The sequence below is a fragment of the Burkholderia sp. AU30280 genome (assembly GCF_020420125.1).
GTDB lineage: Bacteria > Pseudomonadota > Gammaproteobacteria > Burkholderiales > Burkholderiaceae > Burkholderia.
On the sequence record NZ_JAIZRY010000002.1, the window covers coordinates 209,581 to 233,471 of the forward strand.

The 23,891-nt window shown below is 67.9% G+C and carries 18 protein-coding genes; 11 read left to right on the top strand and 7 right to left on the bottom strand.

All coding sequences use genetic code 11. From position 1 onward, the window contains the following. Positions 1 to 114 precede the first annotated feature (114 nt). Positions 115 to 666 carry a cob(I)yrinic acid a,c-diamide adenosyltransferase gene (locus LGN17_RS05075; protein WP_175958212.1) on the top strand — a complete coding sequence of 184 codons (552 nt, stop codon included), beginning with the start codon at positions 115 to 117 and terminating at the stop codon, positions 664 to 666. 92 nt (positions 667 to 758) lie between these two features. Beyond that, positions 759 to 1,967: an NO-inducible flavohemoprotein gene (gene hmpA, locus LGN17_RS05080; RefSeq protein WP_226195400.1), complete on the top strand. Its 1,209-nt coding sequence runs from the start codon at positions 759 to 761 to the stop codon at positions 1,965 to 1,967. A gap of 87 nt (positions 1,968 to 2,054) precedes the next feature. Here hmpA and aroG read toward each other — a convergent pair whose 3' ends face one another. Further along, a complete protein-coding gene (gene aroG, locus LGN17_RS05085; protein ID WP_226195401.1) occupies positions 2,055 to 3,128 on the bottom strand; it encodes a 3-deoxy-7-phosphoheptulonate synthase AroG in 1,074 nt (357 codons plus the stop codon). Here aroG and LGN17_RS05090 point away from each other — a divergent pair. Next, a complete protein-coding gene (locus LGN17_RS05090; RefSeq protein WP_226195402.1) occupies positions 3,127 to 3,420 on the top strand; it encodes a hypothetical protein in 294 nt (97 codons plus the stop codon). The genes aroG and LGN17_RS05090 overlap by 2 nt on opposite strands. 110 nt (positions 3,421 to 3,530) lie before the next feature. Here the strand turns inward: LGN17_RS05090 and tldD are convergent, their stop codons facing one another. The 3 genes from tldD to LGN17_RS05105 all read right to left on the bottom strand — a co-directional run bounded on the left by tldD (position 3,531) and on the right by LGN17_RS05105 (position 10,173). Continuing rightward, positions 3,531 to 4,997, bottom strand: coding sequence for a metalloprotease TldD (gene tldD, locus LGN17_RS05095; RefSeq protein ID WP_059236024.1), 1,467 nt, complete (start codon positions 4,995 to 4,997; stop codon positions 3,531 to 3,533). An 85-nt stretch (positions 4,998 to 5,082) separates the two neighbouring features. After that, positions 5,083 to 5,910, bottom strand: coding sequence for a carbon-nitrogen hydrolase family protein (locus tag LGN17_RS05100; RefSeq protein WP_226195403.1), 828 nt, complete (start codon positions 5,908 to 5,910; stop codon positions 5,083 to 5,085). A gap of 63 nt (positions 5,911 to 5,973) precedes the next feature. Then, entirely contained in the window at positions 5,974 to 10,173 is a 4,200-nt protein-coding gene (locus LGN17_RS05105) for a YhdP family protein (RefSeq protein ID WP_226195404.1), read from the bottom strand. A gap of 227 nt (positions 10,174 to 10,400) precedes the next feature. Here LGN17_RS05105 and glnE point away from each other — a divergent pair, with 227 nt between their 5' ends. Next, positions 10,401 to 13,202 carry a bifunctional [glutamate--ammonia ligase]-adenylyl-L-tyrosine phosphorylase/[glutamate--ammonia-ligase] adenylyltransferase gene (gene glnE, locus LGN17_RS05110; RefSeq protein WP_226195405.1) on the top strand — a complete coding sequence of 934 codons (2,802 nt, stop codon included), beginning with the start codon at positions 10,401 to 10,403 and terminating at the stop codon, positions 13,200 to 13,202. Positions 13,203 to 13,316: 114 nt separating this feature from the next. Here glnE and recN read toward each other — a convergent pair whose 3' ends face one another. Continuing rightward, on the bottom strand, positions 13,317 to 14,966 hold the full coding sequence (recN, locus tag LGN17_RS05115; protein ID WP_226195406.1) for a DNA repair protein RecN: 1,650 nt from the start codon (positions 14,964 to 14,966) through the stop codon (positions 13,317 to 13,319). Positions 14,967 to 14,985: 19 nt separating this feature from the next. Then, the gene (locus LGN17_RS05120; RefSeq protein WP_175958219.1) at positions 14,986 to 15,888 is read right to left on the bottom strand and encodes an NAD kinase; all 903 of its coding nucleotides are present in this window, start codon (positions 15,886 to 15,888) and stop codon (positions 14,986 to 14,988) included. A gap of 131 nt (positions 15,889 to 16,019) precedes the next feature. Here LGN17_RS05120 and hrcA point away from each other — a divergent pair, with 131 nt between their 5' ends. The 3 genes from hrcA to LGN17_RS05135 all read left to right on the top strand — a co-directional run bounded on the left by hrcA (position 16,020) and on the right by LGN17_RS05135 (position 18,918). Further along, positions 16,020 to 17,042: a heat-inducible transcriptional repressor HrcA gene (gene hrcA, locus LGN17_RS05125; protein WP_175958220.1), complete on the top strand. Its 1,023-nt coding sequence runs from the start codon at positions 16,020 to 16,022 to the stop codon at positions 17,040 to 17,042. A 398-nt stretch (positions 17,043 to 17,440) separates the two neighbouring features. Next, positions 17,441 to 18,505 carry a ferrochelatase gene (gene hemH / locus LGN17_RS05130; RefSeq protein WP_226195407.1) on the top strand — a complete coding sequence of 355 codons (1,065 nt, stop codon included), beginning with the start codon at positions 17,441 to 17,443 and terminating at the stop codon, positions 18,503 to 18,505. A gap of 5 nt (positions 18,506 to 18,510) precedes the next feature. Beyond that, the gene (locus LGN17_RS05135; RefSeq protein ID WP_021162216.1) at positions 18,511 to 18,918 is read left to right on the top strand and encodes an RNA-binding S4 domain-containing protein; all 408 of its coding nucleotides are present in this window, start codon (positions 18,511 to 18,513) and stop codon (positions 18,916 to 18,918) included. On the opposite strand, the gene LGN17_RS05140 is transcribed toward LGN17_RS05135, so the two are convergent. Continuing rightward, on the bottom strand, positions 18,890 to 19,051 hold the full coding sequence (locus LGN17_RS05140) for a hypothetical protein (RefSeq protein ID WP_006476841.1): 162 nt from the start codon (positions 19,049 to 19,051) through the stop codon (positions 18,890 to 18,892). The genes LGN17_RS05135 and LGN17_RS05140 overlap by 29 nt on opposite strands. A gap of 355 nt (positions 19,052 to 19,406) precedes the next feature. On the opposite strand from LGN17_RS05140, the gene grpE reads away from it, so the two are divergent. The 4 genes from grpE (at position 19,407) to dnaJ (ending at position 23,879) form a co-directional block, all read left to right on the top strand. Beyond that, positions 19,407 to 19,952 carry a nucleotide exchange factor GrpE gene (grpE, locus tag LGN17_RS05145; protein WP_226195408.1) on the top strand — a complete coding sequence of 182 codons (546 nt, stop codon included), beginning with the start codon at positions 19,407 to 19,409 and terminating at the stop codon, positions 19,950 to 19,952. A 10-nt stretch (positions 19,953 to 19,962) separates the two neighbouring features. Next, on the top strand, positions 19,963 to 20,373 hold the full coding sequence (locus LGN17_RS05150; protein ID WP_226195409.1) for a thioredoxin family protein: 411 nt from the start codon (positions 19,963 to 19,965) through the stop codon (positions 20,371 to 20,373). 147 nt (positions 20,374 to 20,520) lie between these two features. Then, on the top strand, positions 20,521 to 22,473 hold the full coding sequence (gene dnaK / locus LGN17_RS05155) for a molecular chaperone DnaK (RefSeq protein ID WP_226195410.1): 1,953 nt from the start codon (positions 20,521 to 20,523) through the stop codon (positions 22,471 to 22,473). A gap of 269 nt (positions 22,474 to 22,742) precedes the next feature. After that, entirely contained in the window at positions 22,743 to 23,879 is a 1,137-nt protein-coding gene (gene dnaJ, locus LGN17_RS05160; protein WP_175958225.1) for a molecular chaperone DnaJ, read from the top strand. The last annotated feature ends 12 nt before the right edge of the window (positions 23,880 to 23,891 follow it).

Below are 23,891 nucleotides of genomic sequence, written 5' to 3' on the forward strand. Positions count from 1 at the left end.
GGGTTTCGGCCCATTCTACGCTGTAACGCCCGCTGCGCCCGCCGCTGCGGGCTGCGATAATCGCGTTCGAACGCAACCGGGCCGCGTCGCGGCCGCGCACGAGAGGACATTCGCATGGGCAACCGCTTGAGCAAGATCGCCACGCGCACGGGCGACGATGGCACCACCGGGCTCGGCGACGGCCGGCGCATCGGCAAGGACGACACGCGGATCGCCGCGATCGGCGACGTCGACGAACTGAACTCGAACCTCGGCGTGCTGCTCGCAGAGGCGCTGCCGGACGATATCCGCACGGCGCTCGTGACGATCCAGCACGACCTGTTCGATCTCGGCGGCGAATTGTGCATTCCCGGCCATGCCGTGCTCGACGACACGCATCTCGCGCGTCTCGACCGCTGGCTCGCCGACTACAACGCGACGCTGCCGCCGCTGAAGGAGTTCATCCTGCCGGCCGGTTCGCGCGCGGCATCGCTCGCGCACGTGTGCCGGACCGTGTGCCGCCGCGCGGAGCGCTCGATCGTCGCGCTCGGGCGCACCGAGACGCTCAATGATGCGCCGCGGCGCTACGTGAACCGGCTGTCGGACCTGCTGTTCGTGCTGGCGCGCGTGCTGAACCGCACCGGCGGCGGATCGGACGTGCTGTGGGAGCGCGGCCGCGTCCGCTGACGTTTTGCCCCTTTGCCGCACTGCGACAATTTGTCCGGGGAGCATCGATTTTTTAAAATGTATTGTGTGTGCATGTTTAACGGAGAACGAACATGACCCACATCACCGCCGACCAGATGGCTCGCGTGAAGGCCACGGCCCCCGTCCTCGCCGTGCACGGCGCGACGATCACGAAGCACTTCTACCAGCGCATGTTCGCGCGCCACCCGGAACTGAAGAACCTGTTCAACCAGACGCACCAGAAGACGGGCAGCCAGCCGGAAACGCTCGCGAAGGCGGTTTATGCGTATGCGGCGAACATCGACAATCTCGGCGCGCTCGGCGGTGCGGTGTCGCACATCGCGCACAAGCACGCGAGCCTGAACATCCGCCCCGAGCACTACCCGATCGTCGGAGAGAACCTGCTGGCGTCGATCGTGGAAGTGCTGGGCGACGCGGTCGATGCCGACACGCTCGACGCGTGGCGCGTCGCGTACGGCCAGCTCGCGCGGATCCTGATCGGCGTCGAGGCCGACCTGTACGCGGGCGCCGCGTGGAGCGGCTTCCGTCCGTTCAAGGTCGAGCGCAAGGTGCGCGAGAGCGACGAGATCACGTCGTTCTACCTGGCGCCGACCGACGGCGGCGCGGCGCCGACGTTCGAGCCTGGGCAGTACGTCACGGTGAAGCGCTTCGTCGGCGACCTCGGCGTCGACCAGCCGCGCCAGTACAGCCTGTCCGACGCGCCGCACGGCAAGTGGCTGCGCATCTCGGTGAAGCGTGAAGCCGGCCAGCCGGAAGTCATTCCGGCCGGCAAGGTGTCGACGCTGATGCATGACGGTGTGGAGGAGGGCGCGATCGTCGAGGCGACCGCGCCGATGGGCGAATTCTCGCTGAAGCGCGGCGTCGAGACGCCGGTGGTGCTGATCTCCGGCGGCGTCGGCATTACGCCGATGATGTCGATGGCATCGACGCTGGTCGCCGAGGGCAGCAAGCGCGAAGTGCGCTTCGTCCACGCTTGCCGCTCGGGCGCGGTGCACGCGTTCCGCGACTGGCTGAACGATACGGCGCGCGACCATGCGAACGTCAAGCGCACGGTGGTGTACGAGCGGGTCGGTCCGAACGATCGCGCCGGCATCGACCACGACCTGGAAGGGCGCCTCACGCCGGAACGCGTGAAGGAGTTCGCGCGGGTGCCGGATGCCGACTATTACATCTGCGGCCCGGTCGCGTTCATGAAGGCGCAACGCGATGCGCTCGTCGCGCTCGGCGTCGCGCCGGAACGCGTGAATACCGAAATCTTCGGCTCGGGCGCACTCGAGTGATGCGTTGACGCCGATTCCCCAGGAACGGAACAGCCCGGCATGAGCCGGGCTGTTCCGTTTGTGCCTGCGCCGACAGGCGCCGCGGGGTCAGTTGCCGCTGCCGCGCGCCACGCGCCGCGCCTTGACCGATTCCGCGAGCCCTTCGAGCACTTTCACGCTGTCGTCCCACGCAATGCACGCATCGGTGATGCTCTGGCCGTAGGTCAGCTCGCAGCCTTCCTTCAGGTCCTGGCGCCCCTCGACGAGATGCGATTCGATCATCACGCCGACGATCCGCTCGTCGCCCGCCGCGATCTGGCGGCCGATGTCCGCGCACACCGGGATCTGGTTCTCGTGCTTTTTCGAGCTGTTCGCGTGGCTCGCGTCGATCATCAGGCGCGCGGCGAGGCCGGCCTTGCCGATGTCTGCGCACGCGGCGTTCACGCTGTCGGCGTCGTAGTTCGGCGCCTTGCCGCCGCGCAGGATCACGTGGCAATCCTCGTTGCCGGCCGTCGACACGATCGCCGAATGCCCGCCCTTCGTCACCGACAGGAAATGGTGCGGCTGCGATGCGGCCTTGATCGCGTCGACCGCGATCTTCACGTTGCCGTCGGTGCCGTTCTTGAAACCGACCGGGCACGACAGCCCCGACGCGAGTTCGCGGTGAACCTGCGATTCCGTCGTGCGCGCGCCGATCGCCCCCCACGAGATCAGGTCGGCGATGTACTGCGGGCTGATCATGTCGAGGTATTCGGTCGCGGCCGGCAGCCCCATCTCGTTGATCTGGAGCAGCAGCTCGCGCGCGGTGCGCAGCCCTTCGTTGATCTTGAAGCTGTTGTCGAGGTGCGGATCGTTGATGAGACCCTTCCAGCCGACCGTCGTGCGCGGCTTCTCGAAGTACACGCGCATCACGATTTCCAGTTCGCCCTTGAAGCGTTCGCGCTCCTTCACCAGCCGGCCCGCGTACTCGATCGCCGCCTTCGTGTCATGGATCGAGCACGGCCCGATCACGACGATCAACCGGTCGTCCATCCCGTGCAGGATGCGGTGCATCGACTGGCGCGAGTTGTAGATCAGCTCGGACGCGGCTTCGGAGCACGCGAATTCGCGGATCAGGTGGGCGGGCGGCGTCAGTTCCTTGAGTTCGCGAATGCGGACGTCGTCGGTGTTGTGCGGGGGCATGCTGTTTCTCCTTGGTTCCGGGCGCCGTTCGGTCAGTGCGAGTGCGCGTGCGGCAGATTCATCAATTCAAGCGATTCAGTGGTGTCGGTCGGGGCTGCGGGACCGCTGCGGCGGCGACCGGGTGGCGAAGGGCGAAAAAAAACCGCCGGGTTCGCCGGCGGTTTTTTCGGGAATTTCGGTTGCGCTCTACGCGCCATCAACCCTCTCGATCCGCCAGCGGTCTGAGATACCAAAAAAAGTAAAAATAAAACTTGGCGGACATGACGGAGATTCGGTTCGTCAAAAAAGTTGATTCGGAATTTATACCCCGTCGCCGGGCGGCTGGCAACCGGGAAACGTCAAAAATGCGGACATTCCGCGCGCTTTCTTCAAAATGCGCGGAATGTCTGCGCCGCGATGCGGTTATGCCGTGCCGCCGACCGTCATCCGGTCGATCCGCAGGGTCGGCTGGCCGACGCCGACCGGCACGCTCTGGCCTTCCTTGCCGCACACGCCGACACCCGAGTCGAGCGACATGTCGTTGCCGATCATGCTCACGTCCTTCAGCGATTCGGGGCCGCTGCCGATCAGCGTCGCGCCCTTCACCGGGTAGGTGATCTTGCCGTTCTCGATCATGTACGCCTCCGACGCCGAGAACACGAACTTGCCGTTCGTGATGTCGACCTGGCCGCCGCCGAAGTTCACCGCGTACAGGCCGTTCTTCACTGACGCGATGATTTCCTGCGGATCCTTGTCGCCGTTCAGCATGTACGTGTTTGTCATGCGCGGCATCGGCAGCGCCGCGTACGACTCGCGGCGCGCGTTGCCCGTGACCGGCATCTTCATCAGGCGAGCGTTCAGCGTGTCCTGGATGTAGCCCTTCAGGATGCCGTCCTCGATCAGCGTCGTGCACTGCGTCGGGTTGCCTTCGTCGTCGATGTTCAGCGAGCCGCGGCGGTTCGGCAGCGTGCCGTCGTCGACGACGGTCACGCCCTTCGCGGCGACCCGCTCGCCGATCCGGCCGGCAAATGCCGACGAGCCCTTGCGGTTGAAGTCGCCTTCGAGGCCGTGGCCGATCGCCTCGTGCAGCAGCACGCCCGGCCAGCCCGGCCCGAGCACGACCGTCATCGCGCCGGCCGGCGCGGGGCGGGCGTCGAGGTTCACGAGCGCCGCATGCACGGCGTCGTCGACGTAGCGCGACAGCACTTCGTCGGTGAAGTAGCCGTAGTCGAAGCGGCCGCCGCCGCCGCCGGAGCCGATCTCGCGGCGGCCGTTCTGCTCGGCGATCACCGTGACCGATACGCGCACGAGCGGGCGGATGTCGGCCGCGAGTGCGCCGTCGCTGCGCGCGACCAGCACGACGTCGTATTCGCCGGCGAGGCCTGCCATCACCTGCGTGATGCGCGGGTCGCGGCCGCGCGCCATCTGCTCGATGCGCTCGAGCAGCTTGACCTTGGCCGTCGCGTCGAGCGACGCGAGCGGATCGGACGGCAGGTACAGGTCGCGGCCCGAGATGCCCTTCAGCGACGTTGCCGCCTTGATCTTCTGGCGGCCGCCGCCGGCCGCCGCGATTGCCTTGGTCGCTGCGGCGGCTTGCGCGATGGCTTCCGGCGACAGGTCGTCGGAATACGCGAACGCGGTGCGGTCGCCCGCGACCGCGCGCACACCGACGCCCTGGTCGATGCTGAAGCTGCCCGATTTGACGATGCCTTCCTCGAGGCTCCACGCTTCGCTGCGGGTCGCCTGGAAGTACAGGTCCGCGTAGTCGACGCGATGCGTGAAGATGTCGGCGATCGTGCGCGTGAGCAGGCTTTCGTCGAGGCCGTACGGCGTGAGCAGGATGTCCTTCGCCAGCGCGAGGTTGCGGATGCCGGGTTCGATGATGTTCATGCGGATATCGGGGTTTCTCAAAAAGTTGTCGGGTGCTTCTGGGCAGATGGGTTGGCCGCGCGGCGTTTCAAGCGGCGCGGCGGATTCAGGTCAGCACGCGGTGCCGCCACGCGGGCAGGCTCTGGCGCACGTCGGCGATGCGTTGCGGATCGATCGCGCCGAGCACGACGCTGGCGCCCACGTCGCGGACCGCGACGATCTCGCCCCACGGGTCGATCAGCATGCTGTGGCCCCAGGTGCGCCGGCCGTTCTCGTGCTTGCCGCCTTGCGCGGCCGCGAGCACGTAGCACTGGTTCTCGACGGCCCGCGCGCGCAGCAGCGTTTCCCAGTGCGCGCGGCCCGTCGTATACGTAAACGCCGACGGTACGACGATCAACGCGCAGTCGCCCATCCTGCGATACAGCTCCGGAAAGCGGAGATCGTAACAGACCGACAGGCCGACCCGCCCGAACGGCGCGTCGAACGAGACGACCGTATCGCCCGCGCGGATCGTGCGCGCCTCGTCGAACGACTCGTCGCCTTTCTCGAAGTTGAACAGGTGGATCTTGTCGTAGCGGGCGGCTTCGTTGCCGGACGGATCGAACACGAGCGTCGTGTTGAGCACGCGATCGGGCTCGGGCGCCTTCAGCGGCAGCGTGCCGCCGATCACCCAGATGCCGTGGCGGCGCGCGGCGTCCGCGAGGAAGCGCTGGATCGGGCCGTCGCGGTAGGGTTCGGCGAGCGCGAGCTTGTCGGTGTCGCGGTGGCCCATGAAGCAGAAATACTCGGGCAGCAGCACGAGCTGCGCGCCTTCGCCGGCGGCCTCCGCGATCAGGCGGCGGGCTTCGGCGAGATTGCGCGCGACGTCCGGCGTGCTCACCATCTGCAGCGCGGCGACCTGGAAGGGCGTGGCGGAACGGGTGTGGTCGGTCATCGCGGGATCGGTTGCGTCATAAATGGGGTGCGGCCCGGCACCGTGCGCGGCTCGGCGTGCGGCTCAATGGCTTGCCGCATCGGCCGGACCGTGATTCATCTTACCCTGATCGCCCCGCACCCGCTCGATGTGCGGGTGCGCCCACGAGCCGGTGATTGCGTAGTCGAGCGCGAACGCGCGCGACAGCGTCTCCGACAGCGCGTAGTTCGCGGCCAGCACGCCGACGCCGAGCAGCGGGTTGATGATGGCCGCCCCGATTGCCGCCGCGCCCGCGCTGATTTTCGGCGCGACGTGCGCGTGCAGGTCCTGCGTCTCGGTACCGAGATCGACCGCACCGCGCACGGTGACGTTCGCGGGCCCCGTCATCATCGAGAAGTCGTCGGTGCGGGCGATCCCGTTCGAGATCTGGCCGGTGCCGGTGATCTTGTCGAACGGCAGCCCCTTGCCGATCACGTCGCGGAAATTCAGCGTCAGGAAACGGGCGAGGCTCTGCAGGCTCAGCACGCCGAGCAGCTTCGCCGCGCCCGGATCGACCTTCAGGATCTGGCCGTGTTCGAGATCGAGCGCGATCTGGCCGCCGAGCGACGGGAAGTCGAGCGCGGTCGGGCCGCCGCGCCAGCCGACCTTGCCGGTCACCGAGCCATGGCCGTCCGCAAGCGTGCGCGGCAGGCCGACGCGGTCGAGCAGCGCGCCCGCGTTGCCGATGTCGAGCTTGAAGTCGAACACGGTGCGGCGCGGCGCGTCGTTCTCGTCGGCGCCGCGGGCGAGCGCGCGGCGCGACGTGCGCCAGTTGCCGGTTGCCGTCAGCTTCGCGTCCGGGTTGGACAGCTCCAGCTTGTCGAGCTGCCAGACCGGTGTGCCGGCTTCGTCGATATTGCGCGCGTTGACGACCAGGCGGCCGATGTCGTGGTCGCGCGCGACGACCTGGTCGACGATCAGGTCGATCGACGGCATCGGGCGGTCGGTCGGCGTCGGCAGGTTCATCGCGCGGCCGACGAGATCGTGCTGCGCGCTGTCGGGCACCACGAGCTTCGCGAGCCGCGCGTTCAGCACGCCCGCGCCGTTGTGGCCGCCGCCCGGCGCCCACGACAGGTAGCCCGACACCTGGTTCGACGCGATGTTTGCCTGCCACAGCTCGTCGACGTGCGACGCGCCGACGATCACGTTTTCCCAGTTGCGCTTGAGCAGCTTCAGCGTGCCGAAATGGAACGCGAAGCGCTTCGGAGCGAAGCTCGCGAAATCGACGCGCGGCGCGGCCTGCGGCGCCTGCGCGCGCGGCGTGTCGGACTTCAGCGTACGGGCCAGCGCGAGCCACGCATCGGCGTCCAGTTCGTTGACGTCGACGGCCGCGCTCACGCCGTCCTGAGGCATGTCGGGCATCCGGTGGATGCCCATCGCGCCGCGCACCGCGCGCAGCGGCTGGCCGCGCGTCGCGTCGAGCAGATAGGTCGCGGACACGGGGCCGAGCGTCAGGTCGGCATGTTCGAGGCGCTTGCCGTCCGCCTGCGGCGCCGGCTGCAGCGTGAAGCTGAACGGCATCGGCGTACCGGCCGCCTTGGCGAACGGCGCGGGGAAATTCAGCGCGACGCCGGTCAGGTCGGAATGCGCGCTGACGTCGGGCAGGCGGCCCGGCGCGCCGCGCACGGCGACCTTGTACGGTGCGTCGCCCACCACGTGCTCGAGCAGCGCGGCGGCCGGGCCGTGCAGGTTCAGGCCGCGCGCCGCGTCGAGCGCGAGCCGGCCGTCGACGTCCACCGTGTAGGGCCCGTGCGACTGGAAGTTGCCGTTCGCGCGCACCGGGCCGCCGAGGAAGCGTCCCGACAGGTCGTGCAGCGATGCGCCGGCCTCGGTGAACCGGACACTGCCGCGCAGCGCGGACAGCGGCGGCACGCCGCTGGTCGTCAGCGTGTTGCCGCCGAACGCGAGCGCGCCTTCGACGTGCGTGTGCGGATGCGCGACGTGCTGCGGAATCGTGATCTTGAGCGCGAGCGACGCGGGTCCCTGCGCATCGATCCGCTGGCCGATATGCCCGCTCATCGTGCCGAGCGAGCTGTTGTCCGCGTAGTCGATCAGGTCGGCCAGCGGGCCCTGCGCATGGCCGTCGATGACGAGCGGCGAGTGGGTCGGGTTGCCCAGGTCGTCGATGCGGCCGGCGACTTTCGTCAGCGCGACGCGCTTGTAGTGTGCGCGGTCGATGTCGAAGCGCAGCTTGTTCTGCGCGAGCTCGAACACGCCGTCGATCCCGTCGAGTGCCGGCCAGACGCTCGGCGTGCCGTTCGCGAGCTTGCGCGGCGGGTACGGCGTCGGTTCGAAGCGGCCGCCGGTGAACGGCGCGACGATGTGGAACACGCCGGCGTCCGGCTCGTGCTCGAACGGGAATTTCTCGAGCGGGCCACGGGCGACGATCGATGCGCCCTTGGTCACCTGGCCGTCCTGCAGCGCGTGGCCGAGATAGTCGCGCAGGTGTTCGGACATCCCGGTCGGCAGGTAGCGCGGAATGCGTGCCACCGACACGCGGGCGAAATCGGCGCGCAGGTCGAGCGAGCCGCGGCCGTGGCCGGGGTTCGTGTACGAGCCGGACACCGCGATTTCGGCATCGGGGTTCGAGACGAGCAGGTCGGGCAGCGTCACGTCGACGCGCGCGTGCTTGTCGCCGGCCGCGGGCGTGATCACCCACTTGGCGTTGCCGCGCAACCGGTCGAACGTCAGGCGCGGCTCGTCGAATTCACCGGGAACCGTGACGGCCGCGTTGACCGTGTCGAAGTGCGCGCTGCCGCCCGTCTCGTTCGCATCGACGCGGCCCCACAGGTTTTCGACGCCCGGCCAGCCGGCGCGCGGGTGGCCGCGTGGCGACAGGCCCGGCGGCGGCTCCTGCGCGGCGAAGCTGATGCCCTGGAGATCGCCGAGGAAACGGTAGCGGACGATCGGCGCGGCGCCCATGCGCCGCTCCTCGTCGGCAAGGTCGGCTCGCGCCGGCTTCGCGCGTTCGACCTCGATCTGATAATTCGACACCATCCCGCGCGGGTCGATCTTGATCAGTTCGTTGCGCAGGCGCGCCGGCAGCGGCAGCCCGCGAATGAACTCGCTGAGGATGCCGAGATCGACGCGGTCGCCGACGACGCTCAACAGCTGCCCCTGGCTCGCGGTCGGCACGCGGTAGCGGGCCGTCAGCGTCGACAGTGCCAGCGAGCGGGCGAGCGGCGTGCCGTCCGGCAGCGGCGGCTGGCCGAGCTCCGCGTTGAAGCGCGTCAGGTGCAGCGTGTAGTCGTGGCCGGCGTCGAGTTGCATGTCCCAGCCGAAGCCGACCGTCGGCACGTCGAGTCGCGGCTGCGTCGGGCGCACGCGCAGCGCGACGTCCGCGCCCTGCAGGTCGCCGCCCGCCGAATGCAGATGGCCGTCGCCGAAGGTGGCCCAGATCGCGTTGTCGATCCGGCCCGCGTGGATCGTGAGCGGCATGTCGAGGTAGCGCGCCAGCGTCTGCAGGTCGACCGGGCCGGTCGACAGGTACGCGTCGCCCGTCCAGTTCGACGGCTTGCCGACCGGGGCGAGCGGCTTGTGCTTGAAGCGCGCGCGGAAATCGAGCGGGCCGAGCAGCAGCGTGCCGTTCGCGGGCGCCTGCAGCGCGGCCTTGTGCACGCGGCCGTCGTTGAGCACCGCGAGCCGGATGCCCGACAGCACGAGCTCCGGCGCGTCATGCTGCGCGTCGCGCCAGCGCAGCGTGCCGCCGCGCAGCACGATCGCCTCCTGCTTCAGCAGCCACGTGCCGAACGTGTCGTTGCCGCCATGGGTGGTCGCCACGCCGACGCCCGCGATGCTGAGCGAGCCGTCGGCCGCACGCGCGACAACCAGGTCGGGCTGGTCGACGATCAGGCTCGACAGCGCGGGCGACAGCCGCAGCAGCGACATCCAGGATAGCGCGGCCGTCGCATGCGGCACCGACAGCGCGACCTTGCCGTCACGGCCGCGGATCGTCAGGTTCGTGAGTTCGACGCCCGGCTGCATGCCGGACCAGTTCGGGGAAAGCTTGCCGATCGAAAGCTGCGCGTGGAGCTTGTCGGACACCGCGCGCTCGATGCGCGGGCGGAATTCGTCGATGCGCGGCAGCAGGACGTAGCGCAGCCCGAGGAACGCACCGGACGCGACGAAGTAGGTGCCGATCCCGACTGCCAGCGTCACCCTGAACACGCGACGCAGGACCGGATGATCGTGCTTCGGAGGTCCCGCTTCGGGCGCAGCTACGGCGGATTCCTGACGGTCGGACATGCGGCGGACGGGCGGCGATATGGTAGTTTTGCAGACTGACGTTGAAATGTATCACACGGGTTCGTGCCGGCGGCCGTTGCGGCAGCGCGGCACGGGCTTTCCGGCGCGCGGTTTCGCGACGGGCGCACGCGCCCCGCGACGCCGCGCCGAGTCCATGGGGCCGATCGGGAGCGGGGCGCGCATGCGTGTCCCGTGCCGGCCGGCCTTTCCGCCAGGCCTGCTTCTCGATGACCGTCGCTTCCGCCCTGATCTGCACGTCCTATTCCCGTTACCTGGCCCGCGCGGCCGCCGCGCGACCCGTGCTCGCCGACCAGGTCGCCGCATGGGCTGCCGCGCCGCTCGGCCGCGCGCAGCTCGACGCGCGCCTCACCGAACTGCTGGCGACTCAGGCCGGCACGGCCGCGCCGACCGAGGAGCAACTGAAGCGCGCGCTGCGGCAACTGCGGGCCGAGGCGTTCGGCGCGGTCGCGGAACGCGACCTGCGCGGGCTGGCGGACGTCGCCGAAGTGACGGGCGCGATGACCGATCTCGCGGAAGTGGCCGTGCAGCGCTCGCTCGCGCTGCTGTCGGCCGAACTCGAGGCGCTGTACGGCGAGCCGCGCGGCGCCGACGGTCAGCGCGTCGTGCTCGGCGTGGTCGGGATGGGCAAGCTCGGCGGCCGGGAGCTGAACGTGTCGTCGGACATCGACCTGATCTTCGTCTACGAGGACGACGGCGAGACGACCGGCGGCGCGCGTTCGCCGCTGCCCACGCAGGAATACTTCACGCGGCTCGGCCGGAGGCTGATCGGCGTGTTGTCGGAAGTCACCGCCGACGGCTACGTATTTCGGGTCGACATGCGGCTGCGTCCGAACGGCGATTCGGGGCCGCTCGTCTGCAGCCTCGGCATGCTCGAGGAGTATTTCTACGTGCAGGGCCGCGAGTGGGAGCGCTATGCGTGGATCAAGGGGCGGCTCGTGTCGGAAGGCGACAGCGACGCGGCGCGGCGGCTGGAGTCGCAGCTCGAGTCGATCGTCAAGCCGTTCGTGTACCGCCGCTACCTCGACTTCGGCGTGATCGGCGCGATTCGCTCGCTGCACCAGCAGATCCGGCAGGAAGCCGCGCGTCGCGCGTCGATGCGGCCCGACAAGGCCGACGACATCAAGCTTGGGCGCGGCGGGATCCGCGAGATCGAGTTCAGTGCGCAGGTGTTCCAGTTGATCCGTGGCGGGCAGGATGCGGAATTCCGCGTGCGGCCGACGCTCGCGGTGCTGCGCCATGCGCAGGCGCGCGGGCTGATCGGCGAGGACGTGCGCGCGCGCCTGACGGATGCCTACAATTTCCTGCGCACGCTCGAGCACCGGCTGCAGTACCGCAACGACGCGCAGACGCACGCGATGCCGGTCGAGCCGGACGAACGCGCTGCGCTGGCCGCGTCGCTGGGCTTTGCCGACTACGCAGCGCTGATGACGGTGTTGGACGAGCACCGGAACTTCGTCGAGGCGCAGTTCGACCAGATCTTCGCCGACAAGGTGAACGGCGCGCCCTGCGGCGCGGGCGAAGAAACGGCCGCCGCGTGGATCTGGAGCAGTGCGCTCGCCGACGACGGCGAGGACGATGCGCTCGCGGCCCGTCTCGACGGCCTCGGCTTCGCCGATCCGGCGACGGTGCTCGCCCGGCTGCGCGCGGTCTGGCAGTCGTCGCGCTACACGGGCCTGCCGGAAAAGAGCCGGCATCGCTTCGACCGCGTCGCGCAGCGCGCGCTGGAGGCCGCGCCGCGGATCGACGCCGCGCGCCGCGACGAAACCATCATCCGCCTGTTCGACCTGCTCGAGACGGTCAGCCGGCGCGGTGTCTATCTCGCGTTGCTGACCGAATATCCGGCCGCGCTCGACCGCGTGCTGTCGGTGCTCGGTGCGACGCGCTGGGGCGGCGGCTACCTGATCCGCCATCCGCAGCTGCTCGACGAACTGCTCGACGACGAGGCGATCGCGAGCCCGTTCGACTGGCCTGCGTTCAAGGACGCGCTGCGCGCGCGCCTCGCCGCGGCCGACGGCCCCGAGCAGCAGATGGACCTGCTGCGGCACGCACAGCACGCGGAGGTATTCCGGATCCTGCTGATCGATCTCGCCGGGCAGCTGTCGGTCGAGCATGTGAGCGACCGGCTGTCCGAACTGGCCGACGCGGTGCTCGACGTGACGATCGAAGTCGTCTGGTCGCAGCTCGCGAAGCGCCATCGCGACGTGCCGAAGTTCGCGGTGATCGCGTACGGCAAGCTGGGCGGCAAGGAGCTCGGCTACGCGTCGGATCTCGACCTGATCTTCCTGTACGACGACCCCGACGAGCGCTCGGCGGACGTCTACACGACCTTCACGCGGCGCCTGATCACATGGCTTACCACGGCGACCGGGGCGGGCGCGCTGTTCGACATCGACCTGCGGCTGCGGCCGAACGGCGAGGCCGGGCTGCTGGTCACCGATCTCGACGCGTTCCGCCGCTACCAGCTGCGCGAGGGCGACGCCGCGAATACCGCGTGGGTCTGGGAGCATCAGGCGCTGACGCGTGCCCGCTATAGCGCGGGCGACGCGCAGATCGGCGCGGATTTCGAGGCGATCCGCCAGCAGGTGCTGACCACGCCGCGCGACGGCGGCGTGCTCGCGAAGGAAATCGTCGACATGCGCGGCAAGGTGTTTGCCGGCCACCCGAACCAGACCGAGCTGTTCGACCTGAAGCACGATCGCGGCGGAATGGTCGACATCGAGTTCATCGTCCAGTACTGGGTGCTGCTGCACGCGTCGAGCGACGCCGAGCTGATCCGCAACACGGGCAACATCGCGCTGCTGCGCGAGGTCGCGCGCTTCGGGCTGATGGGCGAGGACGAGGCCGAGCGGGTCGGGGCGGCGTACCGGAAGTACCGGAAGCTGCAGCACAAGCTGCGGCTCGACGGGATGGAGAAGGCGCGGGTCGATCCGGCCGTGGTGGCCGACGAGCGGGCGGCCGTGACGGCGCTGTGGACGCGCGTGTTCGGGGCGGTTGAAACGGATAGTTGAAACGACCGTTCGATGCGGTGCGGCAGGAGGAGCGATCGCGCCGCCGTGCCCAAAAAAGACCGGCGCGCGCGCCGGTCTTTGTGCATTCGATGAACGGCTAACGGGTGGCCGGCGTCAGGCGGCCAGCATTTCCTTCGCGTGCTTGCGCGTCGTGGCCGTGATCTCGAGCCCGCCGAGCATCCGCGCGACTTCCTCGATCCGGTTGGCGCGGTCGAGCGCGACCACGGTCGACACCGTGCCGCCGCGGTCGTCGGCGCCTTTTGTGACCTGGAAGTGATGGTCGCCGCGCGCGGCGACCTGCGGCAGGTGCGTCACGCACAGTACCTGGCGATCGCGCCCGAGCTGGTGCAGCAGGCGGCCGACCACTTCGGCGACGCCGCCGCCGATCCCCGTATCGACTTCGTCGAAGATCAGCGTCGGCGTCGGGCTTGCCGCGCTGGCGATCACGGCGAGCGCGAGGCTGATGCGTGCGAGCTCGCCGCCCGACGCAACCTTCGCGAGCGGCCGCAGCGGCACGCCAGAGTGCCCGGCGACCCGGAATTCGACCTGTTCGAGCCCGTGCGGGCCGCCGTCGGCGAGCGGCACGAGCGCGACTTCGAAGCTCCCGCCCGCCATCGACAACTCCTGCATGCCGGCCGTGACGGCCGTGCCGAGCGCCTTGGCGGCCTGTGCGCGGGCCTTGGACAGCTGTTTGGCGTCGGCGAGATAGGCTTCCCGCGCCTTGGCCTGCACCGCCTCGAGCGCGCCGAGATCGGCGGCCGCATCGAGTGCGGCGAGCTGCGCGCGGCGTGCCGCGTGTTCTTCGTGCAGCGTGTCGGGCGGCAAGCGGAACTTGCGGGCGGTCGAGTGCAGCGCATCGAGGCGCGTTTCGACCTGCGCGAGCCGTTCGGGATCGAGATCGATGCGCTGTGCATAGTGCGACAGCGAGTAGACCGCTTCCTGCAGCTGGATCTCGGCCGGTTCAAGCGACGCGAGCGCGTCGCCGAGCGTGGTGTCGTAGTCGGCGAGGCTGCGCAGCTTCGACACGATCGCGCCGAGCTGCGCGAGCATCGCGTCGTCGGACTCGGACAGCGCGTTGAGCGCACCGCGCACGCCTTCGATCAGGTTCGCCGAATGCGACAGGCGCTTGTGCTCGCTGCTGACTTCGTCCCATTCGCCGGGCTGAGGGGCGAGCTTGTCGAGCTCGGCGAGCTGCCAGGCGAGCTTTTCGCGTTCGAGCTGCAACTCGCGCTCGTGCGCTTTTGCCGCCTCGATCGCCTGCGTCGCGTCACGCCACACGCGCCATGCGCGTGCGACGTTCGCGGCGTCGGCAACGAGCCCCGCGTGCGTATCGAACAGCTCGCGCTGCGCGTCGGGCCGCATGAGTAACTGGTGCGCATGCTGGCCGTGGATGTCGACGAGCATTTCGCCGAGCTCGCGCAGCTGCGCGAGCGTCGCGCTGGTGCCGTTGATGAATGCGCGCGACCGGCCGTTCGCATCGATCACGCGGCGCAGCATCACGGTGTCCTCGGTGTCGAACGCGTGTTCGTCGAGCCAGCGCGCGACGCGGTCGTGCGGCGTGAATTCGGCGGTGATGTCGGCGCGGCCGCAACCGGTGCGCACGACGCTTGCGTCGGCGCGTTCGCCGAGCGCAAGGGCAAGGGCGTCGATCAGGATCGATTTCCCGGCGCCGGTTTCGCCGGAAAAGACGGAAAAGCCGCTGTCGAATTCGAGATCGAGCGCGGCGACGATGACGAAGTCGCGGATCGAGAGGTGGCGGAGCATGGTGTCGGGCGGAGCGGCGTCAGGACGCGTTGTCGTCTTCGTTCGAGGCGTGTTCGTTCCAGTGCAGCTTCTTGCGCAGTGTCGCGTAGTAGCTGTAGCCGATCGGGTGCAGGAACGGCACCGTGTGCTTCGAGCGGCGCACCTCGATCGTGTCGTTCAGTTCGAGCGCGGTGAACGACTGCATGTCGAAGTTCACGTTGACGTCGCGCCCGCCGACGATCTGGATCGCGATTTTCGAATCGTCGGGCAGCACGATCGGCCGGTTCGACAGCGCGTGCGGCGCGATCGGCACGAGCACGATACCCGCCAGCTGCGGATGGAGGATCGGGCCGGCCGACGACAGCGCGTAAGCGGTCGAGCCGGTCGGCGTGGCGACGATCAGGCCGTCCGAACGCTGGTTGTACATGTACCGGCCGTCGACCGACGCGCGCAGCTCGACCATCCCGGAGAAGCCGCTGCGGTTCACGACGACGTCGTTGAAGGCGATCGCATGGTAGATCGGTTCGCCGTCGCGCATGATCCGGGCCTCGAGCAGCGCGCGCTCCTCGCGTTCGAACTTGCCCGACAGGATCACCGGGACGAGCGCCTGCATGTCGGCTGCCGCGATATCGGTGATGAAGCCGAGCCGCCCGTGGTTGATCCCGATCAGCGGTGTTTTGTACGGCGCGAGCTGGCGGCCGATGCCGAGCATCGTCCCGTCGCCGCCCAGCACGACCGCCACGTCGGCACGCGCCCCGATTTCGGCCGGGGTCAGCGCCGGGTAGCCGGTGATGCCGATCTCGCGCGCGGTCTCGGCTTCGAAGACGACCTCGAAGCCCTGCTTGGCGACGCAGGCGGCCAGCGTGGCGAGCGGCTCGGCGATGTTGGGCGTGTTGCTCCGGCCGACGAGCGCGACAGTGTTGAACTGATTACCGGTTTTCATGCCGGCATTACACCATAGCTCGTTGACGAAAAGAACCGGCTGTGCACGGGCGGGGCCGGATCGGGCCGACCCGCGCAACGGTAGCCGACGCCACTCGCCGCGGTCACGCGGTTGCGCTAAAATTTTCCACCATGCTAGATCCTCGCGCACGAACCCTCCTGAAAACCCTGATCGAACGGTATATCGCCGACGGTCAGCCAGTCGGATCGCGCACGTTGTCCCGTTACTCCGGGCTCGAGCTGAGCCCGGCGACGATCCGCAACGTGATGTCCGACCTGGAGGAGCTCGGCCTCGTGTCGAGCCCGCACACGTCGGCCGGCCGCGTGCCGACGCCGCGCGGCTACCGGCTGTTCGTCGACACCATGCTGACGGTCGAGGTGCCGATCGACGCCGAAGCCGTCGCGCGGCAGGTGCAGAACACGTTGCAGGCCGGCGAGCCGCAGCAGCGGGTCGTGGCGGCCGCCGCGAGCGTGCTGTCGAACCTGTCGCAGTTCGCGGGCGTCGTGCTGACGCCGCGCCGCAGCCACGTGTTCAAGCAGATCGAGTTCATGCGCCTGTCGGACAAGCGCATCCTGCTGATCATCGTCACGCCCGAGGGCGACGTGCAGAACCGGATGCTCGCGACGCCGCGCGATTACTCGCCGTCGCAACTGACCGAGGCGTCCAACTACATCAATGCGCATTTCGCCGGACTGTCGTTCGACGAGGTGCGCCGCCGCCTGCGCGACGAGATCGACCAGCTGCGCGGCGACATGACCGCGCTGATGCATGCGGCCGTGACGGCCAGCACCGAGGTGCCCGACACCGAGGACACCGTGCTGATTTCCGGCGAGCGCAACCTGCTCGAAGTGGCGGATCTCTCGTCCGACATGGCGCGGCTGCGCAAGCTGTTTGACGTGTTCGACCAAAAGACGGGCCTCCTGCAACTGCTCGACGTGTCGAGCCACGCCCAGGGCGTGCAGATCTTCATTGGCGGCGAATCGACGCTCGTGCCGATCGAGGAAATGAGCGTCGTCACCGCGCCTTACGAGGTGAACGGGCAGATCGTCGGCACGCTCGGCGTGATCGGCCCGACCCGCATGGCGTACAACCGCGTGATACCGATCGTCGACATCACCGCGCGCCTGCTGTCGCTCACGCTGAGCCAGCAGTAGCCTGCCGTCGCCGGCCCGATCCCGCCCCGTCATCTTGCCGCGGCACCGCGCGTGCCGGCAGTCGGCCGAAAGACGGGGCCTGTTTCCGCTCGTGACGCACTTGCGAACGAGCGTTGCCGGTCGCAGTGCAAGAAGCAAGGGCACCTTCTGGCCGAGCCAAACAAGCGACGCGCGACGCCGCAATGCGGCCGGCAACTCTCGCTCCCCTGATTGAAATCAATCTTTCGTGGGGCTGGCCGCCAGAAGCGTCGATCGCGGTGTCATGCGCGTTGCGCTTGGCCCTTCCGGCGGCCGGCGCAAGCTCGTCATGAGCGGGAGCAGGCCCTGGCCGACCGGCGCGGGGCGGCCGGCTATAATTGAGAGCCGTCCGGTTCCGTGCCCCGAGCACGTTATTGCCCATGCGTTTCGATCTTGAGCCGTCCTCGAGCACCGCGGCTGCCCATCGCATCGGTGTGCTGCTGATCAATCTCGGCACACCCGACGCCCCGACACCGCACGCGGTGCGGCGCTACCTGGCCGAATTCCTGTCGGATCCACGGGTCGTCGAGATTCCGCAGGCCGTCTGGCAGGTGCTGCTGCGCACGTTGATCCTGCCGCTGCGCGGCCGCGCGTCCGCGAAGAAATACGCGGCCGTCTGGATGCCCGAGGGCTCGCCGCTGCGCGTGTACACCGAGCGCCAGACCGATGCCGTGCGGCACCTGCTCGCGTCGAACGGCTATCAGGTGCAGGTCGACTACGCGATGCGCTACGGCAGCCCGAACATTTCGCACGCGCTCGCGCAGTTCAAGCGTGCGGGCGTCGAGCGCGTGCTGCTGATGCCGATGTATCCGCAATACTCGGCGTCGACCACGGCCACGGCCTTCGACGCCGCATTCAACGCGCTCGCGCGCATGCGCAACCAGCCGGAGGTGCGCACGGTGCGGCACTACGCCGACCATCCGGCCTATATCCATGCGTTGGCCGAGCAGGTGCGCCAGTATTGGGCGCAGCACGGCCGGCCCGACTTCGCGGCCGGCGACAAGCTCGTGCTGAGCTTTCACGGCGTGCCGAAGCGCACGCTCGACCTCGGCGATCCCTACCACGACCAGTGCCAGCAGACAGGGGCGCTGCTGATGGCCGCGCTCGGGCTGTCGACGACCGAATGCCGCATCACCTTTCAGTCGCGGTTCGGCAAGGCCGAATGGCTCCAGCCTTACACCGCGCCGACGCTGCGCGAGTTCGGCGAGGCCGGCGTGCGGCGGGCCGACGTGTTCTGTCCCGGTTTCACGGCCGATTGCCTGGAGACGATCGAGGAGATCGGCATGGAGGTGCGCGACGAATTCCTCGCCGGCGGCGGCAAGGCGTTCCACCGGATTCCCTGCCTGAACGGCGCGCCCGCGTGGATCGGTGCGCTCGGCGAGATCGTCGCCGAGAATCTGCAGGGCTGGCCGGTCAAGGCCGCGCAGCCCGAAATGGTGGGTTAAGCGCGATGAATTACAAGATCTCGACCGAACCGGGCGCGAAGCTGCGCATCGACAAATGGCTGTGGGCGGCGCGGTTCTTCAAGACGCGCTCGCTCGCGACCGATGCGGTCGACAAGGGGCACGTGAAGATCGGCGGCGCGGCAGTCAAGCCGGCGAAGGAAGTACGCGTGGGCGACGAAGTCGAGATTGCGATCGACGGCATCGTCTGGCACATTGCCGTGCTTGGTGTGTGCGACGTGCGCGGGCCGGCGAGCGTCGCGCAGACGCTTTACGAGGAAACGGAAGCGGGGCGGGCCGCGCGGCTCGCCGAACTGGAGCGGCGTCGCACGTATCGCGAGCCGGCAGCCGAATTGCACGGCCGGCCGACGAAGCGCGACCGGCGCATCATCGACAGATTTTCTGGTGGGAGCTGAACATCTGGTCGAACGTCGCCCGCGCGCTCCCGTATTCGGTCGTGCGGTCGGTAACGGCTCCCGACAGGCAGATGGTGGTGGTGCCGGCAATGAGTACCAGCGCGACCACCGATATCGCAAAGGTCAGTTTCACGGTACTCCCCTCGAGAAGACGGGTGAAAGCGGCGCCAGGTGAATGTCAGGCGGCGGTCAGCTAGGGGTAAACACGCTTTTCCTACGCTTGAGTGCAGTGTAATGCAGTGGGCCTGTGCCAAGCTAGTACCCGCCAGGTAAGCGTTGTTACAGCCCGTTTCGCCTGATCTGGCGGACTATGCGGGCGATGCCCCGGCGTGACGCGCGGTTGTTTCGCCGCATTGGAGAATGCCGGCGAATCACCCCCTTGAAATCGTCGTAATCACCCTTATTTGCACCAGCAATGTGCGGTGCCGCCGGATATACGGTCCGGCGGTTGCCGATTTGGCTTTAACCTCTAATCGACTTTCAGCGACATGGAAAACACGCAAGAGAACCCGGCACCCCAATCGGCCGAAGATATCGGCAGCGAGAAGCAGGCGGCGCAAGGCGCTGCCCCCGCCGCTGAAGCAGCCGACGCGGCGCTCGCGGAGGCTCAAGCCAAGGTCGCCGAGCTGCAGGAGAGCTACCTGCGGGCGAAGGCCGAAACCGAGAACGTCCGCCGCCGCGCGCAGGACGACGTCTCGAAGGCGCACAAGTTCGCGATCGAGAGCTTCGCGGAGCACCTGCTGCCCGTGCTGGACAGCCTGGAAGCGGCCGTCAACGATACGTCCGGCGACATCGCGAAGGTGCGCGAAGGCGTCGAACTGACGCTGCGCCAGCTGACGAGCGCGCTCGAGAAGGGCCGCGTCGTCGCGATCAACCCGGTCGGCGAGAAGTTCGATCCGCACCAGCACCAGGCGATTTCGATGGTGCCGGCCGAGCAGGAGCCGAACACCGTCGTCACGGTGCTGCAAAAGGGCTACACGATCGCCGACCGCGTGCTGCGTCCGGCGCTCGTCACCGTCGCGCAGCCGAAGTAAGGCCGTCGCGATGCTGCCTGCCGGCGTCGATCCGGCCGCGTTCGACGCGTTCGACATGCGGGCACTGGACGCCGGCGCGTTCGACGCGGCGATCGACGGCGCGGGCGATGCGCTCGCGGTGGTGTTCTTCTGGGGCGTCGACTGCTTCAACTGCGAGATCGCGAAGAAGGCGATGCTCGCCCAGCCCGACGCGATCCGCGCGCTGGACTTGAAGTGGTTCCATTGCAACGTGTACGAACACCACCAGCTGGGCCGCCGCTTCGGGCTGCACGGCGTGCCGACGTGGTTCTTTTTCCACCGCGGCAAGCGGCTGGGCCGCGCGACGGGCTGGCATGGCCTCGCGCAGTTCCAGGCAGCGGTGTCGGCGGCACGCGCGAAAATCGCCGCGACAGGTGGCGATCCGCTAGCCGGCAGCGATTGAAAAAATTTAATATCCGCATCGCTCGTCGGGTCTTGAAAACGGATCGGACGGACGCATTTCGGGAACAGAGTTGAATTCTGGCGCGCGAAACCGCCCCAAAACGCGGGGTTTTGCGCAGCAAACAAGCATTTCTGGAGATTAGGAAAAATGGGAAAGATCATCGGTATTGACCTCGGCACCACGAACTCGTGCGTCGCCATCATGGAAGGCAACCAGGTCAAGGTCATCGAGAACTCGGAAGGCGCGCGCACCACGCCGTCGATCATCGCCTACATGGACGACAACGAAGTGCTGGTCGGCGCGCCGGCCAAGCGTCAGTCGGTGACCAACCCGAAGAACACGCTGTTCGCGGTGAAGCGCCTGATCGGCCGCCGCTTCGAAGAGAAGGAAGTCCAGAAGGACATCGGCCTGATGCCGTACACCATCATCAAGGCCGACAACGGCGATGCATGGGTCGAGGCACACGGCGAAAAGCTCGCGCCGCCGCAGGTTTCGGCGGAAGTGCTGCGCAAGATGAAGAAGACGGCCGAAGACTACCTCGGCGAGCCGGTCACGGAAGCCGTGATCACGGTGCCGGCGTACTTCAACGACAGCCAGCGCCAGGCAACCAAGGACGCCGGCCGTATCGCGGGCCTCGAAGTCAAGCGGATCATCAACGAGCCGACCGCAGCCGCGCTCGCGTTCGGCCTCGACAAGGCCGAGAAGGGCGACCGCAAGATCGCCGTGTATGACCTCGGCGGCGGTACGTTCGACGTGTCGATCATCGAAATCGCGGACGTCGACGGCGAAATGCAGTTCGAAGTGCTGTCGACCAACGGCGACACGTTCCTCGGCGGCGAAGACTTCGACCAGCGCATCATCGATTACATCATCGGCGAGTTCAAGAAGGAGCAGGGCGTCGACCTGTCGAAGGACGTGCTCGCACTGCAGCGCCTGAAGGAAGCCGCTGAAAAGGCGAAGATCGAGCTGTCGTCGAGCCAGCAGACCGAAATCAACCTGCCGTACATCACGGCGGACGCGTCGGGCCCGAAGCACTTGAACCTGAAGATCACCCGCGCGAAGCTGGAAGCGCTGGTGGAGGATCTCGTCGAGCGCACGATCGAACCGTGCCGCATCGCGATCAAGGACGCAGGCGTCAAGGTGTCGGACATCGACGACGTGATCCTGGTTGGCGGCCAGACGCGCATGCCGAAGGTGCTGGAGAAGGTGAAGGAATTCTTCGGCAAGGATCCGCGCCGTGACGTGAACCCGGACGAAGCCGTCGCAGTCGGCGCGGCGATCCAGGGCCAGGTCCTGTCGGGCGACCGCAAGGACGTGCTGCTGCTCGACGTGACCCCGCTGTCGCTCGGCATCGAGACGCTCGGCGGCGTGATGACGAAGATGATCAGCAAGAACACGACGATCCCGACGAAGCACGCCCAGGTGTACTCGACGGCGGACGACAACCAGGGCGCCGTGACGATCAAGGTGTTCCAGGGCGAACGCGAAATGGCGGCAGGCAACAAGCTGCTCGGCGAGTTCAACCTCGAAGGCATCCCGCCGGCACCGCGCGGCGTGCCGCAGATCGAAGTGACCTTCGACATCGACGCGAACGGCATCCTGCACGTCGGCGCGAAGGACAAGGCGACCGGCAAGGAAAACAAGATCACGATCAAGGCCAACTCGGGTCTGTCCGAGGCTGAAATCGACCAGATGATCAAGGACGCGGAAGCGAACGCAGCGGAAGACCACAAGCTGCGCGAGCTGGCCGATTCGCGCAACCAGGGCGACGCGCTGGTCCACAGCACGAAGAAGGCGCTGACCGAGTACGGCGACAAGCTGGACGCGGGCGAGAAGGAAGCGATCGAAGCGTCGCTGAAGTCGCTCGAGGACGTGCTGAAGGATACGTTGGCCGACAAGGCTGCGATCGACGCGAAGGTCGAGGAGCTCGGCAAGGTTTCGCAGAAGCTCGGCGAAAAGATGTATGCCGACATGCAGGCCCAGCAGGCGGGTGCGGCCGGCGCAGCGGGTGCGGCGGAAGGCGCGGCCCACGCGGGCGGTGCGCAACAGGCTGCCGACGATGTCGTCGACGCCGAGTTCAAGGAAGTGAAGAAGGACTAAGCCGGGTTGCCCCGGTGCCGCACGCCGCGCGCGCAACACGCGCGCGGCGCGGCTGACGGGTTGGCTGACAAGCGGTCTGTCTTTCCTTCCGGATAGCCGGATCGACTCCACGCCTGGCGGGCTTCGCGGCCCTCCGGGCACATTTGTTTTTTGGCGGGTGCTGCACGCGCCGTCCGCGGACGGGCGCAGCGCCAGACGAGTCGAGAGACTTTACTGCGAGCGAAAGGAGCCGCCGCGCGCATGTGGTGCGGACGGCACAGTGAATCGATATGGCGAAACGGGATTACTACGAGGTTCTGGGCGTCGCGAAGAATGCGAGCGACGACGAAATCAAGAAGGCGTATCGCAAGCTTGCGATGAAGTATCACCCTGACCGCAATCCGGACAGCAAGGATGCGGAAGAGCATTTCAAGGAGGCGAAGGAAGCCTATGAAATGCTGTCGGACAGCCAGAAGCGGGCCGCGTACGACCAGTACGGCCACGCGGGCGTCGATCCGAACATGGGCGGTGCGGGGGCACAGGGCTTCGGCGGCTTCGCGGACGCATTCGGCGACATCTTCGGCGACATCTTCGGCCAGGCAGCAGGCGGCGCCGCGCGCGGCGGCCGCGGCGGCCCGCAGGTGTATCGCGGTGCCGACCTGCGCTACAGCATGGAAATCACGCTCGAGCAGGCCGCACACGGCTACGACACGCAGATCCGCGTGCCGAGCTGGGTGTCGTGCGAGGTGTGCCACGGGTCGGGCGCGAAACCCGGCACGAAGCCGGAAACCTGCCCGACCTGTCACGGCCAGGGCACGGTGCGCATGTCGCAGGGCTTCTTCAGCATCCAGCAGACCTGTCCGAAGTGCCATGGCACGGGCACCTACATCCCCGAGCCGTGCGTGCATTGCCACGGGTCGGGCAAGGTGAAGGAAACCAAGACGCTCGAAGTGAAGATCCCGGCCGGGATCGACGACGGGATGCGGATCCGCTCGGCCGGCAACGGCGAGCCGGGCATCAACGGCGGGCCGCCGGGCGACCTGTACGTCGAGATCCACATCAAGCCGCACGCGGTGTTCGAGCGCGACGGCGACGATCTCCACTGCCAGATGCCGATCCCGTTCACGACCGCCGCGCTCGGCGGCGAGATCGAGGTGCCGACGCTGGCCGGCCGCGCGTCGTTCCCGGTGCCGGAAGGCACGCAGTCGGGCAAGACGTTCCGACTGCGCGGCAAGGGCATCAAGGGGCTGCGTTCGAGCATCGCGGGCGATCTGTACGTCCACGTGCAGGTCGAGACGCCGGTGAAGCTGACCGACAACCAGCGCGACCTGCTCAAGCAGTTCGAGAAGTCGCTGGCCGAGGGCGGCGCGCGTCACAGCCCGCAGAGCAAGAGCTGGTTCGACCGTGTGAAGAGCTTCTTCGAGTAACTCGAGTAACAG

What these genes read in the sequence shown, in the direction of transcription:
- LGN17_RS05075 (WP_175958212.1), top strand. Translation starts at nt 115, where the DNA reads ATGGGCAACCGCTTGAGCAAGATCGCCACGCGCACGGGCGACGATGGC.
- hmpA (WP_226195400.1), top strand. Translation starts at nt 759, where the DNA reads ATGACCCACATCACCGCCGACCAGATGGCTCGCGTGAAGGCCACGGCC.
- LGN17_RS05090 (WP_226195402.1), top strand. Translation starts at nt 3,127, where the DNA reads ATGCTGTTTCTCCTTGGTTCCGGGCGCCGTTCGGTCAGTGCGAGTGCG.
- aroG (WP_226195401.1), bottom strand. Translation starts at nt 3,128, where the DNA reads ATGCCCCCGCACAACACCGACGACGTCCGCATTCGCGAACTCAAGGAA.
- tldD (WP_059236024.1), bottom strand. Translation starts at nt 4,997, where the DNA reads ATGAACATCATCGAACCCGGCATCCGCAACCTCGCGCTGGCGAAGGAC.
- LGN17_RS05100 (WP_226195403.1), bottom strand. Translation starts at nt 5,910, where the DNA reads ATGACCGACCACACCCGTTCCGCCACGCCCTTCCAGGTCGCCGCGCTG.
- LGN17_RS05105 (WP_226195404.1), bottom strand. Translation starts at nt 10,173, where the DNA reads ATGTCCGACCGTCAGGAATCCGCCGTAGCTGCGCCCGAAGCGGGACCT.
- glnE (WP_226195405.1), top strand. Translation starts at nt 10,401, where the DNA reads ATGACCGTCGCTTCCGCCCTGATCTGCACGTCCTATTCCCGTTACCTG.
- recN (WP_226195406.1), bottom strand. Translation starts at nt 14,966, where the DNA reads ATGCTCCGCCACCTCTCGATCCGCGACTTCGTCATCGTCGCCGCGCTC.
- LGN17_RS05120 (WP_175958219.1), bottom strand. Translation starts at nt 15,888, where the DNA reads ATGAAAACCGGTAATCAGTTCAACACTGTCGCGCTCGTCGGCCGGAGC.
- hrcA (WP_175958220.1), top strand. Translation starts at nt 16,020, where the DNA reads ATGCTAGATCCTCGCGCACGAACCCTCCTGAAAACCCTGATCGAACGG.
- hemH (WP_226195407.1), top strand. Translation starts at nt 17,441, where the DNA reads ATGCGTTTCGATCTTGAGCCGTCCTCGAGCACCGCGGCTGCCCATCGC.
- LGN17_RS05135 (WP_021162216.1), top strand. Translation starts at nt 18,511, where the DNA reads ATGAATTACAAGATCTCGACCGAACCGGGCGCGAAGCTGCGCATCGAC.
- grpE (WP_226195408.1), top strand. Translation starts at nt 19,407, where the DNA reads ATGGAAAACACGCAAGAGAACCCGGCACCCCAATCGGCCGAAGATATC.
- LGN17_RS05150 (WP_226195409.1), top strand. Translation starts at nt 19,963, where the DNA reads ATGCTGCCTGCCGGCGTCGATCCGGCCGCGTTCGACGCGTTCGACATG.
- dnaK (WP_226195410.1), top strand. Translation starts at nt 20,521, where the DNA reads ATGGGAAAGATCATCGGTATTGACCTCGGCACCACGAACTCGTGCGTC.
- dnaJ (WP_175958225.1), top strand. Translation starts at nt 22,743, where the DNA reads ATGGCGAAACGGGATTACTACGAGGTTCTGGGCGTCGCGAAGAATGCG.